General features: G+C 43.0%; 17 protein-coding genes and 1 tRNA gene. 13 read left to right on the top strand and 5 right to left on the bottom strand.

What is annotated here, in order from left to right; genetic code table 11:
* Positions 1–149 precede the first annotated feature (149 nt).
* The 8 genes from FD724_RS11595 (at position 150) to FD724_RS11560 (ending at position 8,769) form a co-directional block, all read left to right on the top strand.
* Positions 150–1,532: an LLM class flavin-dependent oxidoreductase gene (locus FD724_RS11595; protein ID WP_179072731.1), complete on the top strand. Its 1,383-nt coding sequence runs from the start codon at positions 150–152 to the stop codon at positions 1,530–1,532.
* Positions 1,533–1,856: 324 nt separating this feature from the next.
* A complete protein-coding gene (locus FD724_RS11590) occupies positions 1,857–2,657 on the top strand; it encodes an RMD1 family protein (RefSeq protein WP_179072730.1) in 801 nt (266 codons plus the stop codon).
* A gap of 270 nt (positions 2,658–2,927) precedes the next feature.
* A complete protein-coding gene (locus FD724_RS11585; protein ID WP_179072729.1) occupies positions 2,928–3,578 on the top strand; it encodes an alpha/beta hydrolase in 651 nt (216 codons plus the stop codon).
* Positions 3,579–3,732: 154 nt separating this feature from the next.
* Entirely contained in the window at positions 3,733–3,945 is a 213-nt protein-coding gene (locus tag FD724_RS11580) for a DUF2555 domain-containing protein (protein ID WP_012412287.1), read from the top strand.
* A gap of 111 nt (positions 3,946–4,056) precedes the next feature.
* The gene (coaBC, locus tag FD724_RS11575) at positions 4,057–5,277 is read left to right on the top strand and encodes a bifunctional phosphopantothenoylcysteine decarboxylase/phosphopantothenate--cysteine ligase CoaBC (RefSeq protein ID WP_179072728.1); all 1,221 of its coding nucleotides are present in this window, start codon (positions 4,057–4,059) and stop codon (positions 5,275–5,277) included.
* A 133-nt stretch (positions 5,278–5,410) separates the two neighbouring features.
* Positions 5,411–5,767, top strand: a complete 357-nt coding sequence (locus tag FD724_RS11570; protein WP_179072727.1) for a hypothetical protein — start codon at positions 5,411–5,413, stop codon at positions 5,765–5,767.
* A gap of 103 nt (positions 5,768–5,870) precedes the next feature.
* The gene (locus FD724_RS11565; RefSeq protein ID WP_218651534.1) at positions 5,871–6,893 is read left to right on the top strand and encodes a spore photoproduct lyase family protein; all 1,023 of its coding nucleotides are present in this window, start codon (positions 5,871–5,873) and stop codon (positions 6,891–6,893) included.
* A gap of 394 nt (positions 6,894–7,287) precedes the next feature.
* A complete protein-coding gene (locus FD724_RS11560; protein WP_179072726.1) occupies positions 7,288–8,769 on the top strand; it encodes a site-2 protease family protein in 1,482 nt (493 codons plus the stop codon).
* Positions 8,770–8,952: 183 nt separating this feature from the next.
* On the opposite strand, the gene FD724_RS11555 is transcribed toward FD724_RS11560, so the two are convergent.
* The 4 genes from FD724_RS11555 to FD724_RS11540 form a co-directional block, all read right to left on the bottom strand.
* Positions 8,953–9,026 (bottom strand) — tRNA-Pro (locus FD724_RS11555).
* A gap of 50 nt (positions 9,027–9,076) precedes the next feature.
* A complete protein-coding gene (locus FD724_RS11550) occupies positions 9,077–9,442 on the bottom strand; it encodes a DUF1818 family protein (RefSeq protein WP_114084214.1) in 366 nt (121 codons plus the stop codon).
* A gap of 71 nt (positions 9,443–9,513) precedes the next feature.
* The gene (locus tag FD724_RS11545; RefSeq protein ID WP_179072725.1) at positions 9,514–10,122 is read right to left on the bottom strand and encodes a hypothetical protein; all 609 of its coding nucleotides are present in this window, start codon (positions 10,120–10,122) and stop codon (positions 9,514–9,516) included.
* Positions 10,123–10,145: 23 nt separating this feature from the next.
* Complete coding sequence (locus FD724_RS11540; protein ID WP_012412301.1) at positions 10,146–10,382, bottom strand: DNA-directed RNA polymerase subunit omega; 237 nt, start codon at positions 10,380–10,382, stop codon at positions 10,146–10,148.
* A gap of 159 nt (positions 10,383–10,541) precedes the next feature.
* Between FD724_RS11540 and FD724_RS11535 the strand changes: the two genes are divergently transcribed.
* On the top strand, positions 10,542–10,961 hold the full coding sequence (locus FD724_RS11535) for a fasciclin domain-containing protein (RefSeq protein ID WP_114084216.1): 420 nt from the start codon (positions 10,542–10,544) through the stop codon (positions 10,959–10,961).
* Positions 10,962–11,024: 63 nt separating this feature from the next.
* Here FD724_RS11535 and FD724_RS11530 read toward each other — a convergent pair whose 3' ends face one another.
* The gene (locus FD724_RS11530; RefSeq protein ID WP_179072724.1) at positions 11,025–12,497 is read right to left on the bottom strand and encodes a glycoside hydrolase family 13 protein; all 1,473 of its coding nucleotides are present in this window, start codon (positions 12,495–12,497) and stop codon (positions 11,025–11,027) included.
* Positions 12,498–13,163: 666 nt separating this feature from the next.
* Here FD724_RS11530 and FD724_RS11525 point away from each other — a divergent pair.
* From FD724_RS11525 to FD724_RS11510, 4 genes are all read left to right on the top strand, one after another.
* Positions 13,164–14,891, top strand: a complete 1,728-nt coding sequence (locus FD724_RS11525) for a S8 family serine peptidase (RefSeq protein ID WP_179072723.1) — start codon at positions 13,164–13,166, stop codon at positions 14,889–14,891.
* A gap of 397 nt (positions 14,892–15,288) precedes the next feature.
* Entirely contained in the window at positions 15,289–15,588 is a 300-nt protein-coding gene (locus FD724_RS11520; RefSeq protein WP_179072722.1) for a hypothetical protein, read from the top strand.
* Positions 15,589–15,878: 290 nt separating this feature from the next.
* The gene (gene gshA, locus FD724_RS11515; protein ID WP_179072721.1) at positions 15,879–17,018 is read left to right on the top strand and encodes a glutamate--cysteine ligase; all 1,140 of its coding nucleotides are present in this window, start codon (positions 15,879–15,881) and stop codon (positions 17,016–17,018) included.
* Positions 17,019–17,414: 396 nt separating this feature from the next.
* Complete coding sequence (locus FD724_RS11510) at positions 17,415–17,876, top strand: tRNA (cytidine(34)-2'-O)-methyltransferase (protein ID WP_163930469.1); 462 nt, start codon at positions 17,415–17,417, stop codon at positions 17,874–17,876.
* Positions 17,877–18,624 lie beyond the last annotated feature (748 nt).

Genomic DNA, 18,624 nt, shown 5'->3' with positions numbered 1-18,624 from the left:
AGTAAGGACTAAAGTCCTTACTACGAACTTGCTTATCTATCAATTTAAACATGACAGATTAGTAGATGCCACTGAAATATCTTTCCAAGATTTCCTAATTTATTTACCAGATTTTTTCAAAGTATAAGTACGACTTTGCAAATACAAACATGAGTACAAAAAAACAACTTAAACTCGGAGCATTTTTACCCGGTAGTGGTCATCACGTGGCAGCATGGCGACATCCCAACACCCCGGCTGATGGAGGTCTGAACTTCCAACATTACAAGCAGCTGGCACAAACGGCTGAACGGGGTAAATTTGATATGCTTTTCCTCGCAGATGGTTTAGCCGTCTGGGATCGAGGGCAAGGGGCTGAGGCTTTTAGCCGTTCGGGACAATTCAGCGTCCACTTTGAACCTTTAACCTTGTTGTCGGCTCTGTCTGCGGTGACAGAAAATATCGGATTAGTGGCAACATCATCAACAACTTATGATGAACCTTTTCATCTTGCTCGCAAGTTTGCATCATTAGATTATCTCAGTGGTGGTCGTGCCGGATGGAATCTTGTAACCTCTGCTGCTGAAGCCGCAGCGCAGAATTTCAGCCAAGAAAATCACTTAGAACACTCGCTACGCTATGAACGGGCGAGAGAATTTGTGGATGTTGTCACCAAACTTTGGGACAGTTGGGAAGACGATGCTTTCCTCCACAATAAGGAGTCAGGTATTTACTTCGATGCAGAAAAGTTGCATATTCCCCACCACAAGGGCAAATATTTCTCGGTGCGCGGGCCGCTCAATGTGGCACGTCCACCACAAGGATATCCAGTAATCGTACAAGCTGGATCATCCGAGGCTGGACAGGAGTTAGCTGCCCAAACAGCAGAGGCGATTTTTACTGCACAACAGACATTGGCAGAAGCTCAAGCCTTCTACGCCAGCGTCAAGGGGAGATTGGCTAAATACGGACGTTCCCCTGACCATCTCAAAATCATGCCAGGGGTATTCCCAGTAATTGGTAAGACTGAGCAAGAAGCTAAGGATAAATATGAGCAACTTCAGGAGTTGATCCATCCTTTGGTAGGATTGGGGCTGCTTTCTGGGCTAGTGGGTGGCCATGATTTGTCTAAATATCCCCTAGATGGGCCGCTGCCGGATTTGCCAGATACCAATGGTGGCAAAAGCCGCTTGCAACTGATTACCGATCTTGCCCGCAGAGAGAATTTAACAATCCGACAACTGTATCTGTGGATTGCAGGAGCGCGGGGACATCGAACAATTCTCGGAACACCAGAACATATTGCCGATCAGTTAGAAGATTGGTTCGTCAATGGTGGGGCTGATGGATTCAACATCATGCCGCCCTGGCTACCTGGGGGTTTAGAGGAATTCGTAGACTTGGTAATTCCCGAACTGCAACGCCGAGGAATATTTCGTACTGAGTATGAAGGCAGTACCCTGCGCGAAAATCTCGGTTTACCCCGTCCAGTAAACCAGTTCACCACAAATACACCTGCTCCTGAACCTGTGAGTGTCGGTTCCTTTGCATAGCTGTTAAGGGGAAAAGGGGAATGGTAAAGGGGAAAGAAAAAACCTTTAACCCTTACCCTTTAACCTTTTCCCCAAACCAAATTCCAGTTTAAAATTCTGAAACGAGCAGTATTGCCTAATATCTTTCACTCCCCACTCCTCTTTAGCGTTGATAAACTGATTCTCCCCAAACGTGTAACCAATTTCAATCGAAATACAAAGGTACCTTCGGCAGTGCTAGATAGCTTTATTGGTAAGCTGAGATTGTAGCGATCTTCGATAACAGGCATTAATTGCGATCGCTAACCTCCAAGATCAGCAGACAGAAAAGCAAACAGGGCGACAATGCAAAAACTCCTTTTTAACGATACAGATAGATTTAGAGCGCAGGCCCTATTCCTTGGTAAGGATATTAACTTACAGACATTGGAGAATTACGTTTCCTTGGCGACTATGCCATTAATGGTTTCAGTGGGTGAACACGGTTGTGCGGTACTGCTAGACTATGGGGCAGTTGTCCTGTTTAACCTTGAGCCTGTAGAAAAAGTAGCCTTTTTGACTAAACTATCCTCTCTAGTTAGTGGCTCCTTTGCCGAACCGGAGACAGAAGAGGTGGAAATTCATCTCAACATTGTAGAGAGTGAGAGAGTTAAGGAAGGAAAAATTTCACTGCATGAATTTAGTGTAGAACGCTTGCAGATAGTGGCTGATATCCTCGCTAAAAGTGTTGTGCTGTCTCATTATGAAACTAGCCTAGCGACTGTATTCGATCAAATTGAACCGTTTGCAGCTAGTCTCCAGCGTGAACACAGGGAAAGACGGCAGAGTCGGGAATTACTGCGTCAACTTGGGACTGCGCTGTTAGTTCAACATAAGATTGTAGGTCGAGTTGAGATCATCGATAAGCCAGAGTTGCTCTGGGAATCTCCCCAGCTAGAAAACTTATATCTGCGCTTGGAGGATGAATACGAAATTCGTGAGCGTCACACTGCTTTAGAACGCAAACTAGAACTAATTACCCAAACTGCACAAACAGTCTTGGAGTTCATGCAGCATAGCAGTAGCCAACGAGTAGAGTGGTATGTGGTGATTTTGATTGTGGTGGAAATTCTGCTGTCACTGTACGACATCATTTTCAAAGGCTAAGGCTAAATTAGAGTTATTTGCAAATCAAAAATGCTTACTGCGAATGGTTTTTGGGGATTCAGATTCAATAGTCCCTAAAATATCAAAAATTGGTTTTTGTGTAAGGTAAATTAACTTTTAGTGAAATTTCTGATTTACATCCACTTCCACTAATATGTACTCGTAAACAAAAAATTTAAATTTTTCCTACTCGCACCATGACATATAGCCATTCTTTGGGTAAGCAACAAATGCCCTTAAATACTAAGTCTGTTTGAAGAGATAGGATCTATGAGAAAAGTAGATTTTAGGAGTAAACCTCTGTCTTTACAATTTATTACCGTTCCCCCCGAAACTTCTCAACCCGCCACAGGGTTAATTGTTACTTTGCATGGTTGGGGAGCTAATGCTGAGGATGTTGCATCTTTGCTACCCTTGCTCAATTTACCTGATTACCAGTTTATATTACCCAATGCACCTTATCCTTATCCCTATTCCCCTATAGGGAGGGCATGGTATGACCTGCGGGTGGAAAATATGTATGAAGGCTTGGTAGAAAGTCGGAAACTGCTAATAGATTTTTTGCAATCTTTAGAAAGTACCACTGGCATACCTTTGTCACGCACTATTTTAAGTGGATTTTCTCAAGGCGGAGCAATGACTTTAGATGTCGGCTCAAAATTGCCACTAGCAGGCTTAGTTGTGATGAGCGGGTATTTACATCCTGATGCACTAACGGCAGATCAAAGAGATATTCCGCCGACTTTAATCAGCCACGGGAAATATGATGAAGTTGTTCCACTGCAAGCTGCTTTAAAGGCACGAGACACTTTAAAATCTCTAGGAATGGCGGCAGAATACCATGAATTTGACATGGGGCATGAAATAAATCCACAAACGTTAAAGGTGCTGCGGAATTTCGTTGTAAATACAATTAGCTAGTCAGAATTACGAATTTTTTATAAATTCTGGTATAAATGCTGAAAATTTTCACGAAATCCATGCCTTCTAATGAGTAATATATATAGGGTGGCTGCGTTCAGCGCAACTTAACCCATGCTGAAGGCGAGTGCTGCATAAGGGAGGGGCGAGCATTATGACAACTCTAAGCATTTCCAGGAAAGAAATTGCTGCCATAACTGCGGCAGAAGTAGAAGAACTGGCTACACGTCTGGATCTGGATAATTACAGTAATGCTTTTGATGGTTTAAATGATTGGCATCTATTACGAGCGATCGCATTTCAGCGTCCAGAGTTAGTTGAACCCTATATCTACCTCTTAGACTTGGAACCTTACGATGAAGCGTAGTTGAAAGTTAGGAGAGACGCGATTAATCGCGCCTGTACAGGAGTTAGGAGTTGGCAATTAATATTCGTAACTACTTGCTCCTAAATTACTACTTACTCCTAACTTTTTACCATGACTAATCCAAAATTGAACAGGGTTCTAATAGGTGTAGGTGGCGGTATCGCCGCCTACAAAATTTGTGAATTGGTTTCAACGCTGTTTAAAACTGGGGTCGAAGTCCGAGTTATCTTCACCCGTTCGGCGCAAGAATTTATTACACCTCTGACAATGGCCACCCTATCTCGTCATCCCGCCTACACCGATGATGATTTCTGGAAACCAACTCACTCTCGTCCCTTGCATATTGGGTTGGGTGAATGGGCAGATGTCATGGTAGTTGCTCCTTTGACAGCTAATACATTAGCAAAATTAGCCTACGGGATGGCTGATAATTTACTCACAAATACCGTGCTGGCTTCTACTTGTCCCGTGCTGTTAGCACCCGCAATGAATACGGATATGTGGGAACAGCTATCGGTGCAACGGAATTGGCAACAGCTATTGATCGATAGCCGATATCATGGGATGAATACAGCATCGGGTTTATTAGCGTGCGATCGCATCGGTGCTGGTAGATTAGCAGAACCACGAGAAATTTTGGCTCATATCCAATCGCTGTTACACACTCAAGGTAAACGAGATTTAGCGGGTAAGCGAGTGTTAATTAGTGCTGGGGGAACGCGGGAGTTTCTTGACCCAGTAAGGTTTATTGGTAATCCTTCCACAGGTAAAATGGGATTAGCTTTAGCACAAGCCGCACTTCACCGAGGGGCAAACGTCACCCTAGTACATGGCCCAGCCAATTGGGATGTACCATTAGGAGTACAAGCAATTCCTGTTATTAGTGCCGAGCAAATGCAGCACGCCATGCTGGAATATTTACCCAACGCTGATGTAATTGTCATGTCAGCAGCCGTGGCAGATGTAAAGCCAAAGAATTATAGTACAGAGAAATTGCCCAAGCGATCGCTCCCCCAAGCCTTACCCCTCGAACCAGTACCGGATATAGTCGCCCAATTAGCAAAACATAAACAGCCGCACCAGAAATTAATTGGTTTTGCTGCACAGACTGGAGATATTGTCAAGCCAGCATTAGAAAAATTACAGAGTAAAAACCTCGATGCTATTGTTGCCAATCCCATCGATCAACCTGATAGTGGTTTTGGGAGTGATAATAATCAAGCGATATTTTTAGATAGCCAAGGACGGCAAGTAGCGATCGCACTTTGTTCTAAATTGGAAATGGCCCATCATTTATTTGATTTTGTCATCAATTCATTAGGTATTGGGTAAAGACATGATATTGCCGTAACCATACAAGGAAACTACTACTTGGAATTGGGTAGAACCCGTATGGTCTATGGCTTCAAGTCACTTTTTTAAATTTTACAATATAAGTAAGACATAAAAATAACGCTTCAATTATATGAAAATACTCTCATCAGAGCTAGTCCATTTGGGATTTGGCAAATATGTGCGTTCTGACCAAGTGACGGCAGTTATACCAATAGAAGAGGAGCGAGGCCCAGGGCGACGAACCTTTGTTCACGTTCAAGGGCAAAACGATCCAATTATCGCCTCTCGCGCTGAAGATACCATCGTGCGTGATTTAGTACAAGAACCACGCGAAGTTACCCAAGCACGTCAGCAGCAGGAAATTCTTCAAGATTTATTGGTTAATTTAGCTAATGTTAATTTGACTGTGCGCCGAATTAACCGTGATGAAGGCAGTTTGGATCTTGATTTGTTAGAGCGACGAATTAAGCAAGTCCTGGAAAATTAATTGCAGAAATCAGCAAACTAAATAACGGAGAAAGATATTGCTGAATACCATTACAGACCAAGTTTCAGTATCAGATACACAAACAAAATCGCCAAGGTTGTGGATACCTGAACGGGTACTGTTTACACCTGCTGCCCTAGATGAGGATTGGGGGCAGCAGATTCTTAAACGTGTGCAGTCACTTAACTTACCAATAGAAGAACTATCACAGAACCGCCTGAAGGGACTGCGTGGTGAGTCTGAGCGGGATACTTACAACATCGCCAAGCGTACCTTAGCGGTGGTTACTGCACCACCCAGTTCTTTTAAGCTGAGTCCCATCCCACCTTCTGCGGATTGGCAGTTTCACATTGCCGAAGGTTGTCCGGCTCACTGTCAATACTGCTACTTGGCTGGTAGCTTGTCGGGACCACCTGTTATCCGCGTTTTTGCCAACTTACCGCAGATATTAGAGAATTTAGCTAACTACGAGCAACAGGGGAAAACCACAAGTTTTGAAGTTAGCTGTTACACAGATCCATTGGGTATTGAGCATTTAACTGGAAGTCTGGCTGAATGTATCCGTTACTTCGGCACTCGTCCCAATGCACATCTACGTTGGGTATCGAAGTTTGATGCTGTGGATGGATTACTCGATTTACCACACAATGGGAATACTCGCTGTCGAATGAGCGTTAATGCAGCACCGATTTCTGGTAAGTTTGAAGGTGGCACGGCATCCGTAGCATCTAGGCTAAATGCGTTGCGACGGTTGGCGCTACCACAAGAACGTGGCGGTGGCGGTTATCCAATAGGCTTGGTTATTGCGCCAATTATGCCGATAGACGATTGGCAGATGCACTATAGTCGTTTGTTTGAGCAGATAAACGAGGCACTGGATTTTGACTGTAACCTTACCTTTGAGCTAATCTCCCATCGGTTTACACCAGGGTCAAAAGAAGTGTTACAAACTTGGTATCCGCAATCCAAATTAGAGATGGATGAGGCAAAACGCAGTGTAAAGCGTAATAAGTTTGGCGGGACGAAGTACGTTTACGAAAAGGACACAATGAAAGCGTTGCGTTGCTTTTTTGAGAGTGAGATTAGTAGGCGCTTTCCAAATGCTGAAGTTCTTTATTGGACTTAGAAGACTACTTTGCTCAAACTGTATTTGAGCAAATTAATTATTGGGCAAGAGAGCGATTGATATATGATGCGATCGCTCTCTTTTCCGGTTGATCAGGTGCATTAGGCTAAAGCTGTAACACATCCTACAAAAGAATTGCTTTTTAAAACCTAGTGGTCTGTCCCATTAGTTCTGATAGGTGAATCAAATTTGCTAGGTTTGTAGTAAGCACTTTAGTGCTTAAAAATCTAGGACTAAAGTCCTGACTACGAACTTTTTTACCCCTCGCGTGGGTTTGGCTACGCCTACGCAAAACCGCATAATTTTGGCAGACGACAGGCGGCGTTATACATTAATAAGTGTATCTGCAATACCGGACTTGTTCTGGCTTAGTCTCAATAGCAAAGGTTTGGAGATGTTTACTTTATCAGAAACTTCTATCCTGGCGGCAATCCTACTGGTAGCTTTAGGCATTTTGGGCTGGGGCTTTTATCGCGCCAGACCTTTTGGTAAACTGGGAATCTTAGCCTGGTTACAGTCGGTGGTGTTGATGACTCCCTGGCTCCTGTTTTTTGGATTGTTTGCCGCAGGGATTTACATCAATATAGCGGGTATATTGTTCTTAGTGGTGACATCCGCCGGATTGTATGTCTACTTGGGCAGACAGTTACGCGCAGCTGGACAAGATGCCATTCTCAAACAACGCGCAACAGAAAGACTCGCTGCTAATTCCTTACTTGAAGCCAATTCCCCACAACCAACAGTAGCAGAACTGAAACCAGAGATTCCGCCGATACCAGAAGAGGACTTGAATGCAATTAAAGGTATCTTTGGTATCGATACGTTTTTTGCCACAGAAACCATTGCCTATCAAGATGGAGCTATTTTCAAAGGCAATTTACGGGGAGAACCAGAAGAAACTCACAACCGTCTAACTGCAAGTTTACAGCAACGCCTTGGTGAGCAATATCGCCTGTTTTTAGTAGAAAATACAGACGGCAAACCAGTGGTAATTGTTTTACCCAGTCGCAATGATCCCAAGCCGATGTTGCGATCGCAAAAAGCTTTTGCAGGTATTTTGTTAATAGCAACCATTGCCACCAATCTAGAAGCTGCGGGATTACTGCTGAATTTTGATTTCTTTGGCAATCCAGGGCGATTTCAAGAAGCTTTGCCCATAGGTGCTGGGATATTTGCGATTTTAGTAGCTCACGAAATAGGTCATTGGTTACTTGCTAAACGCCACCAAATCCGTCTTAGCTGGCCTTTCTTTCTACCCGCAGTGCAAATTGGTTCCTTTGGGGCAATTACCCGCTTTGAATCTTTGTTACCTAACCGCAAAGTATTATTTGATATTGCCTTGGCAGGGCCAGCCGCAGGTGGTATCGTTTCCTTGTTAATGCTGGTGACAGGCTTATTGCTTTCTCACCCAGGTAGTTTATTTCAATTACCCAATCAGTTTTTCCAAGGGTCGATTTTGGTAGGAAGTTTGGCGCGAGTTGTCTTGGGTTCGGCGTTGCAGTCATCTTTGGTAAGTGTTCATCCCCTAGTGATAATTGGTTGGTTGGGGTTAATTATCACCGCTTTGAACTTAATGCCCGCAGGACAACTAGATGGTGGACGCATTGTTCAGGCGATTTATGGACGCAAAACCGCAGGACGCGCAACGATCGCAACTTTAATTTTACTGGCACTAGTATCTCTCGGTAATACTCTTGCCATGTACTGGGCGATCGTGATTTTCTTCTTGCAACGAGATCAAGAACGCCCCAGTTTGAATGAAATCACTGAACCCGATGATGCTAGAGCCGCTTTGGGGCTTTTGGCTCTATTCTTAATGATTACTACACTCTTACCTCTAACTCCCGGCTTGGCTGGGCGTTTGGGAATAGGATAGTGCTGAGTTAGGAATACAGACGCGATTAATCGCGTCTGTACAGGATTCTTTCACCAAGTCCATAGAATGCTGACGCTTAACTAACCAATGAGTTGTAGTTGGAGATTTTGCGATAGCCTTACAGACTTTATTGAAAAACCTGCCAATCTTTTTAAAAGACTAGCAGGCATGGCTTATCATCAATCGGAGCGGCGGGATTCGAACCCACGACCTCCACTACCCCAAAGTGGCGCGCTACCAAGCTGCGCTACGCCCCGGTCAGAATTACTATCATATAACAAAACTCTCGGATAATCAAGAGGATCATTCAAAAAACTTTAAGCATCCCAGCCGCTTGCAGTAAACTTGGAACAGCAGAAGCGCTCCATTTACCCTCTACACATCGTCCTGTATTTAAAATAAAGCACAGACTGTAATCATGAGGATAGCCTTCTACTTCCATCCATAATAAATCGCTTTCGGCTTCACAAGCAATTTTTTCCTCTTCCATTAATTCCGTTGCGAGTTGCTTCATGGTGTCAGCTAACTGTGCTAGTAGACGGCAAAAATCATTCAACTCGGCTTCGGTTAACTCAATTGCCCAATCATCTGTACCGACTAAACCTTTAAATTCAGGTGCATGGGGATTCCAGCCAATACGCCAACCAAATCCGGTTTTTACAACGCGTTCCATATTTTAGTTAAAACTGAGGAGTTATAAGTTAGGAGCTATGAATTTACAACTTATAACTCCTAAATTTCCCACTATCTAAGTAGTTCAGCACCTCCTCGTTGGGGTGGCTGTGGGGTAGTTGATCTACTCGGACTGGGTGCGGTATTGGGTTTAGGAGATAGGGTATTTTGGGAAGTAGGATTAAATATGTTGACTAAGACTTGCACTAAGGCATCTCGCTGACTACGGGTGAGACGGGTTATGGCTTTGCGATCGCCTTCCATAGGGTTTTCCCGTAGTGAATCATAGCCTGGATAGGTAGTATCATACATAATTTCATTCGCCCCCAGGTAATCAGCTAAAGTCAGCTTCCAATCTAAGCGATAAACTGGGGCCCGCCCTTTAGTATAAATGTGATATCTAATCAGGCGATTTGCCAAGGTGCTGTTTTCGGCAACTTTCCCATTTTCTTTGCTGATATACTTGTTTTCTCGTGGTAAATCTGGTAGTTGCTGGTACACCAACTGCCAAACATCACTAGGTGTTATTCTCTGAGCATAAGCAGGTTGGATACTAAACAAACTTGTGTATATTGATTTTCCCGCCCCTGAACTCAAAGCAATTACACCCACTACCATTAAGGCAGTGAGTGTTTGCCAGGGCTTGATTCGGGGTTGAATGAACGATTGATTTTTGCTCATCCTGCCTTCTCTAAAGCCTTTTTTTATAGTTCGCCAATAATCTCTGGTTGAGTCAATTCATCGGACATTTCGATAATTGCTCTTAGCACTGGCTTCATCATCGCATCTTCGTTATTTTCAAAATCTTCATAACGCCGACGTTTAGCACGATTGGCCACCTGAACCGTAATGCGGTAACGATTTGAGGCTGCACTAATCAGTTCCTCAGCTCGGTGCATAATCTGAGACTGAGTTGTCTCGAACTTAGAACGCTTTAGCATAATCAGTGGTTCTTGGGGTCATTCCCCAGTGTAGCAGTACTGATAAATCTGTTGTCTTGTATTTAATCGCCAGCAACCTTTCTGTTGATAGAGGCTAAGAGCCTTCTAGTCATTTTATAAGTTACTTATAATACTATCTGACTAAAGTCACACATCCTTATGGCTGACCTTGTGGAAACTGCTATCAATGCGGGAAACTTCAATACCCTGGTGAAAGCTGCTCAAGCTGCAAATCTCATAGAAACTCTAAAGAGTCCTGGTTCTTTAACACTATTTGCACCAACTGACGAAGCTTTTGCCAAGCTGCCAGAAGGAACATTAGATTCCTTACTAAAAGACATTCCCAAGCTCCAGAAAATTGTGGCATATCATGTCGCTAGTGGGGATGTTCGGTCTGATGACTTGGTACAGATTAATGAGGCACAGACGCTTGAAGGGTCAATTGTAGCCATTGAATCTGCCGATGGCAAAATCAAAGTGAATAACGCCAATGTTATCAAAACAGACATTTTGACAGACAATGGCGTGATCCACATTATTGATGAGGTTTTGATGCCTGCAATGGTTGCCGGAAAATAAGGGCATTGGGCATGGGGCATTAGTTATTCTTTCTCCCCCTGCCTCCCCTGCTCCCTTATCCTCCTACTCCCTACTCCCCACTCCCAGAATGCAGCCACTGCGTGCGGGAAGAGTTAATGATAATTGCTGAGTTTCTTCTTCACCATTCCACTCAACTTCAGCAGTACCATATAACAGCTTGTTGGGTTGAGTATGCAAACTAGCCACATCTACATTTGCAGTTGCCGAACTTGTGCCAGCGTTTATAGCAATTATCAATTCTTCTGTGCCTAAAGTTCGTGCAAAGATATAAAGTTGTCCTTGAGCATAGAGGACTCGGTAATCACCTGTACGCAAGGCTGGGTATGTTTGGCGGATAGCAATCAATTGATGATGAGTATTGAAGATTTCTTGATTCCAGTTAGCTTCTAAAGGAAAGCCACGCCGTGAGTCGGGATCTATGCCACCAGGTAAGCCAACTTCATCACCATAGTAAATACTGGGGGCACCGGGAAAGGTGAGTAAAAGTAGAGTTGATAATTCTACACTCGCTATATCACCGCCTGCAATGGTCATCAATCGTGCTGTATCGTGACTTGCTAACAAATTGAGTTGAGTTAGCTGAATTTCCCAAGGGTAAAGTTGCAGTACTTCTTGGATTTTGGTGGCGTACTCGGCAGCAAATAAGGGTGGGTAGGGTTGATAGTCGCGGCTTTGGACTTGTTCTAAGACTACGCGATCGCCAGCTGCAAAGGCAATTGTCGGCCCAGCAAATAAATAATTCATCACGCCGTCAAATTGCGTTCCATCCAACCACTGGCGGGAATCTCCCCAGACTTCGCCCACAATATAGGCTTCGGGATTAATGGCTTTAGTGCGATCGCGGAATTCCTGCCAAAAACCAGGAGTTTTTATTTCAAATGGTACATCCAATCGCCAACCATCAATGCCGAATTTAATCCAATATTCGGCCATTTCCATAATGTATTCTCGTACTTCTGGATTGTCGTGGTTAAATTCTGGCAAGGCGCGATTTCCCGCCCAACCCACGTAGTTTGCAGGGAACTCACCGTTATAAGGTGAAAGGGGCCAGCCTTCTATTTTGAACCAATTCACCCAAGGCGAATGCGGGCCATTTTCTAAAACGTCGTGGAAAAAGAAAAAGCCACGGCTGGAATGGTTAAATACCCCATCCAGAACAACTTTGATATTCCGTTTATGAGCTGCATCTAGCAATTCCTTAAAAGCCTCGTTGCCCCCCAGCATCGGGTCAACTTGATAATAATCGTGGGTATGATAGCGGTGATTACTGGCGGATTGAAAGATAGGTGTGAAATAAATCGCGTTAATCCCCAAATTCTGGATGTAGTCTAAATCCTCCATGATGCCCCATAAATCGCCGCCTTTATAGCCCTGGAGGGTTGGCATAGAGTCCCAATCTTCCCAACGGGCTTCTTGCAATAACCGTTTACGCGGCTGTTTGCTTCTGGCAAAGCGATCTGGGAAAATTTGGTAGAAAACAGCGTGCTTTACCCAATCTGGTGTTTTAATTTGCATGAATAACTTTTTGTACGTTCAGAAGCGATCGTTGCAAATATTAGCTTCTTTATGGCTCTTACTTATGATAGAGAATCTGTAATTTGTCAGTATTTATTAACAATTTATACCAATTGAGCAATTTTAGCTACAGGACTCATCTTTGATTTTTGCGAAGCTAGGTACAATTCAAAGAGCCTTTTTGCTTATTGCCTATCGCGCTTCGCGCACAGAAATCAAAAAAAATTAGTATACAACTTTTTAGTATTTAAAATTTCTTAAATTTATCTTTTTTATTTATTACTTAATTATTCTTAATTTTATTTTTTTAACTTTGTCCGTAATGATTTAGGCAGATAGTGGATTAGTTTAATAGCTCCATAAAAATTACCTGTTAGCTCAGTCTTAGGTAATTCTGAGATGCGTCTGCTCAAAAATGTCTTACAAGTACAGAAAATCACTCACTATTAGGAGACATAATTCAGGAATATGAGTTATGAATTAGCAATTGTCTTAGGAATTAATTACCGCCTCCTAAGCTTATTTGATGTTATCTATAAAAAATAGATAACTATAGTCGCATCAAATAATCAAGGCGAAAAAACTGCATAGTCTGCATTAATGCCAGAGCGACTTATGCTAATAAACTACTTTGCTTTCACTCAATAAATTGAATTTGAGGTAAAAATGAGACACGAAAAACTTTCTCCCGGACTACTGTTGGCATTTCAAGACTATCAAAATGAGGGAGATAAAGCTTTAGTTACACACAAGCGATCGCTTGGCATCATTGCCCACAAAAGCCCAGTCAAGCCAACAAAGAGCGTCGTTTTTATCTATTGCGATCCTGATGCAGACTTGAGTTATTTATCACAATATAACATTGAAGTCAATCAAAACTCTGGGAGTGTGCGGACGGCTTTTTTACCGATAGAAAGTTTAGATGTCTTGTCTGAAGAAGATGTTATCCAACGCATTAAGCCATCACGCAAACTTCATTTGAGGATGGACACTGCAATGGGAGCAGTCAAACTCCCGGAGTTCCAGAACAAAACCGGACTGACCGGTAAAGGAGTAATCATCGGCATTATAGACAGTGGCATTGATCCGAAACACCCCGCTTTTGCTGGACGAATTTTACACATTTGGGATCAAACACTGCCAGGGCCAGGAGTAACCGAAGGCGGCTATGGGGCGGAATTTACGGGAGCGCAACTGACAATTTCTCAGGATACTGGCGGTCATGGTACTCATGTTGCCGGAATTGCCGCCGGTGCCGATGCTAGCTATGGCGGTGTAGCACCAGAAGCGGAATTAGTTGTTGTCAGGTCAGATTTACAGGATGCCCATATTGCTGATGGTGTGCGTTACATTTTCCGAATTGCTAGAGAGTTAGGACGCGCAGCCGTGGTGAATCTCAGCTTGGGTGGACACGCTGATGCCCATGATGGTAGTGATTCCTTATCCAAAGTTATTGACGCGGAAACTGGCCCCGGAAGAATAGTTTGCTGTGCTGCTGGTAACGAAGGAAACGATAACATTCATGGACAAGCGATAATACCCAGTGGACGCACTCGTGGTATGCGCTTTAATGTTCCTTTGAATCAAATAGGCATAGTTTGGTTAAATGCTTGGTATTCCAAAGACAGCGAATTAGAAGTGTCTGTGCGGAGTCCTAACGGTTTTGTCACCCCATTCCAAAAAATAATTACTGACGGTAATGCCGCACAAGATTACCAGTTACCAGATGCAAGGGTGCAATTAGCGACACCAGCGCCAGATAAAGCCAATGGCGACCATAATTTCTTTGTGCAAATCCGGGGTATTGGCTCCTCGCCAGTTATGGGAGGTGTTTGGCAACTGCGAGTTCGCAACAGTTCTGCAACTGACACACGTTTAGATGTATGGACATTAGATGACACTTCATCAGTGTTTTTTACCGGTAAAAGTGTGAAAGATGCGCTAAAAATTGGTTCGCCAGGAGCCGCCAGCAGTGCAATTACAGTTGCCGCTTATACTACTAAAACCAAGTACACAGATATTGATAACGAAGTGCGAGAAATGGGATTAGAATTGCACACTATTTCGGAATTCAGTAGTGAAGGCCCACTCAGAAATGATGGACACAAGCCGGATGTAGCAGCACCAGGAGCAATGATTATTTCCACACTTTCTGCCGATGCAAGTTTTGACCGTTCATCGATGATTAATTCTAAGTTTGTGGTGCAGGCTGGTACGAGTATGGCAACACCATTTGTTAGTGGGTTAGTAGCATTACTATTGCAGCGAGATCCCAATCTCGATCCGGCTGCTGTGAAAGACTTGCTACGTAAAAATAGTGCAATTCCTGGAAAACCCGCAGGGACATTTGATGAGAAATGGGGTTATGGAGTGATTAACGCTTTAAATCTGTAATTAGCCTCAGAGATGCGATATATTTAACACCTTTAACACAATAAATATATCGCGTCTCTTGAAGATTATACGGCTACCAAATTAAACAGTGCTAATTTTAAAATTGCTGACTTAACAGAGGCAATTTAAATCGGAATAACTGCTTGAGATGCTGATTTTTAAGGAGCAACTTTGATTGGTACTTTCATCGAGAAAGGGAATATTAATATATAAGCATAATCTGCGTTTAGGCTCTCAATAAACCTCAAAGCCAGAGAGAACGGCAATTAATCTGTAATTGGACATAGGAAATCGCCCATTAAATCTATACAGAGATAGGCAATAAAAACTCGCAAGTTTGATACCTTAGCTATACGATAGGTTAAGAATTGCCTGCTTTTTACCCACTTAATGCTCTATGGATTTTCAAAAGCTAGATGCTGCCCTTGCTACAGCGCTCAATGATGTTCAAAACCCAGAGGAACCGAGTTTAGAAGTTTTCATCCATACTGAACCAATTTTAGACTCTGCTGCAACTGCTGTTTTAAAAAATTTAGGCATCAGTGGTGTTATCAGTGGAAGAGATATATTTACGGCAAGACTGTCACTAAATGCACTTTCCCAGTTGTCAGAGGAACCTTGGGTAAAATATTTGAAGCGATCGCAGCAATTGCGTTTGGTTAATAGGAGAATAAATACAGGCAAGTTGGGTGTTTAATGACCATTATCTAACCCCACACTACGCAGATAATTTTTTGTATTTACTGTGAATTAGGTTGTTTTTTCTGGAAACTTACACTTCACCTCAATTTCCAGATTACTTACAGCCGAGCCTTCAGTAATTTCAGTAGTAATAATTTTTTGAAGAACAGCCAAGAAATCTGCCATCATAACTTGGCATGAATTATTAATTACATGATTCTTAACCTTTGATTGACTGAAAGATAGATCCTAAAGATGCGTCTAATTCGATACAATTTATAGGCAGAGAGAGCCGAGGAGAACAAGGTGGTCTTATTAAAAGGCTTTGAGATCGAGATGTATACTGGCACGCCTCAAGGTGAAATCGTCGGTCTCTCCGACAAAATTATTGCAGCCTTGGATGGATTTATGCGGGAGCCAGATAGCCGCAATGTCGAATACATAACCCAACCATCCCATGATTACGAAAATTTATTGTGTGCCTTGCTGCGTCCTCGGCGGGAGTTGCGAAACTACCTCAATCACTTGGGTGATTACACTTTGATACCGGGAAGTACTTTATCGTTGGGTGGCGGCGATCGCTTTCTGCGTTCCGATCCAGCAAATCCCTATCATGACTACATTGAGAACACCTACGGGACAAAAGTAGTCACCGCCAGCGTACACATTAATATAGGCATCAGCGATCCAGAAGTATTAATGCGGGCGTGTCGGGTGATCCGTATGGAAGCACCTCTATTTCTCGCCCTCAGCGCCTCATCTCCCTTCCTAGATGGCAAAACTACTGGCTATCACTCCACTCGCTGGGGCCTATTTCCGCAAACGCCTAGCCATGTACCTTTATTTGCCAGCCATGCCGATCATATCCAGTGGGTGGAAGATCAACTGGTTGCCGGAACCATGCAAAATGTTCGGCATTTATGGACATCGGTGCGACCAAATGGCGATCGCCGCCCTTATGATCTAAATCGCCTAGAACTACGAATTTGCGATTTAGTCACAGATCCCATTGCCTTACTAGCCATTACTGCCTTATTAGAAGCGCGTTTATTGCAAGTAATCGAAAATCCCAATATCGATCCTTTAACTCAAAGTATTTTCTCTAACGAAGAACTCGTCACCCTGACTGCTGAAAACGAAGCGGCGGCGGCGGCTGATAGTCTCGATGCTCATTTGAAGCATTGGCAAGATGGTAGAAGCATCCTAGCTAGAGATTGGATTACCCAAATGTACCAAGATGTTTGGGCGATCGCGAAACAACGAGGCTTTAGCTGTTTCCTTTCCCCATTGCACAAAATTCTCCGCGAAGGCAATGAGTCTCAACAGTGGTTGCAGTTACACACAGTCGGTTTTGACAGCCAGCGCGTTATCACTCAGGCTATTCTAGCCACCCAAGAACGCGAAATCGAACTCGAAGACAAATTGTGTTCGTCCCTACTAGCTTAATTGAAGAGGCAGAGGAGCAGGGGGCAAGGGAACAGGGAACAGGGAACAGGGAACAGGGAACAGGGAACAGGGAACAAGGGAAAATTATTCAAGTTTCTTCCTTGTCTCCTATGTCTCTTCTCGATGCCCCATACCCAATGGTAGATTTCTTTGGACATACTACCAGCCCTAAAAGACACAAGTGATTAATCTTTCTACATAAAACTTAATATTTACCAATTTTAGCCAAATATCCTCTCAGGGATTGCTCTGGGAGGGTTTGTGCTATTGTTTTAAAAATCTAATCGATGGATGATGCTTGATTATTATTAACAAAACCTATGAATAGCCTCTACCCTTTGGTAGATTTAACATTGACAAGAAATTGTTTTATACAATACGTAGATTATACGGACAATGCCCCAGGTCGTTTTAGTTAACCCACAAATTCCTCCTAATACAGGTAATATTGCTCGTACTTGTGCAGCAACAGGTACAGAGTTGCATTTGGTAGGGCCCTTGGGGTTTGAAATTAGCGATCGCTACCTCAAAAGAGCCGGCTTAGATTACTGGCCTTATGTCAAACTCCACTATCACGAATCCCTAGAAGCCTTTAAAACCGTACATCAAGAGCGTGGAGGCAGATGGTTAGGTTATACGGTTGGTGGGAATTTTAGTTACGTCAGCTTTCAATTTCAAGCCGATGATTGGCTACTGTTTGGTAGTGAAACTACAGGCTTACCACCAACAATTTTGTCAGATTGCGATGCTACTCTGTATATTCCCATGAGCCAACCAGGGGTTCGCAGCTTGAACTTGTCAGTCAGTGTGGCAATTGGCTTATTTGAAACCCGTCGTCAGTTAGGCTATCTACAATAGTTGTTTACCTTCACAAGCTAAGTATATTTACTTGTTGTCTCTACAAATATCTATCTAAACTGGAGAATTTTGGCAGCAAGATTTTTTTGTTTACGGCAAAATATGTAAAAGAATATACCAAATTCTGGGTTTATTCGCCAATTGTAGTGGAAGATACTTACAAAGAGAGGAAGGTTATTATAAGAAATTTATATATAAAACTTGAGATAATGCCAAATTTGAATGATAGATTTTGATGAATTTGAAGCATCCTAAATTGGGAACAAAAGTGCTAAAATCCAGTCATATCATGTATTTGAGCTGTTTTTGCTCGTTGAACTCCCAAAAGCAGCCTAAAATTAGACGATAGTTAATACGGTTGTTTTTTAGGGAATAATCAACGTAAAGTCTCGTGTTGAGAAGACTGATGGGCTAGAAATATCTTGAAGATATCTACAGCAGGGGGCATCACTTTTCCAGAAGTCGCAAGCAATTTATTTTTCGGCAGCGACTATAGACTAGGCAAATCATTTGTTTAGTCCCCGTGATTGACGCAAGACAAGCGCGGATAATGGTAAAGAGTTATAAACGTCCTAAGTGGTGTTAGGAGTGGTTCGGACAAGTAAACACAGCAAACTTTAAGTTTTGCTAATACATGTAAACTTGTCTAAATCAGAGAAGCAGGTTAATCTTGCGTAAGCATCTCTGGTGAATGTGATCTTGATCTATCATTTGTTGTGATCTAAATCATTGACTAGTATCCAACTGA

The sequence above is a fragment of the Nostoc sp. C057 genome (assembly GCF_013393925.1).
Classification (GTDB): domain Bacteria; phylum Cyanobacteriota; class Cyanobacteriia; order Cyanobacteriales; family Nostocaceae; genus Nostoc; species Nostoc muscorum_A.
Note: the sequence above shows the minus strand (reverse complement) of the source record. Positions and strands in the feature narration are given on the sequence as shown.

Bases quoted from the DNA above. Each gene is read 5' to 3' on its own strand.
- FD724_RS11595 (WP_179072731.1), top strand. From the start codon at position 150: ATGAGTACAAAAAAACAACTTAAACTCGGAGCATTTTTACCCGGTAGT.
- FD724_RS11590 (WP_179072730.1), top strand. From the start codon at position 1,857: ATGCAAAAACTCCTTTTTAACGATACAGATAGATTTAGAGCGCAGGCC.
- FD724_RS11585 (WP_179072729.1), top strand. From the start codon at position 2,928: ATGAGAAAAGTAGATTTTAGGAGTAAACCTCTGTCTTTACAATTTATT.
- FD724_RS11580 (WP_012412287.1), top strand. From the start codon at position 3,733: ATGACAACTCTAAGCATTTCCAGGAAAGAAATTGCTGCCATAACTGCG.
- coaBC (WP_179072728.1), top strand. From the start codon at position 4,057: ATGACTAATCCAAAATTGAACAGGGTTCTAATAGGTGTAGGTGGCGGT.
- FD724_RS11570 (WP_179072727.1), top strand. From the start codon at position 5,411: ATGAAAATACTCTCATCAGAGCTAGTCCATTTGGGATTTGGCAAATAT.
- FD724_RS11560 (WP_179072726.1), top strand. From the start codon at position 7,288: ATGTTTACTTTATCAGAAACTTCTATCCTGGCGGCAATCCTACTGGTA.
- FD724_RS11550 (WP_114084214.1), bottom strand. From the start codon at position 9,442: ATGGAACGCGTTGTAAAAACCGGATTTGGTTGGCGTATTGGCTGGAAT.
- FD724_RS11545 (WP_179072725.1), bottom strand. From the start codon at position 10,122: ATGAGCAAAAATCAATCGTTCATTCAACCCCGAATCAAGCCCTGGCAA.
- FD724_RS11540 (WP_012412301.1), bottom strand. From the start codon at position 10,382: ATGCTAAAGCGTTCTAAGTTCGAGACAACTCAGTCTCAGATTATGCAC.
- FD724_RS11535 (WP_114084216.1), top strand. From the start codon at position 10,542: ATGGCTGACCTTGTGGAAACTGCTATCAATGCGGGAAACTTCAATACC.
- FD724_RS11530 (WP_179072724.1), bottom strand. From the start codon at position 12,497: ATGCAAATTAAAACACCAGATTGGGTAAAGCACGCTGTTTTCTACCAA.
- FD724_RS11525 (WP_179072723.1), top strand. From the start codon at position 13,164: ATGAGACACGAAAAACTTTCTCCCGGACTACTGTTGGCATTTCAAGAC.
- FD724_RS11520 (WP_179072722.1), top strand. From the start codon at position 15,289: ATGGATTTTCAAAAGCTAGATGCTGCCCTTGCTACAGCGCTCAATGAT.
- FD724_RS11510 (WP_163930469.1), top strand. From the start codon at position 17,415: ATGCCCCAGGTCGTTTTAGTTAACCCACAAATTCCTCCTAATACAGGT.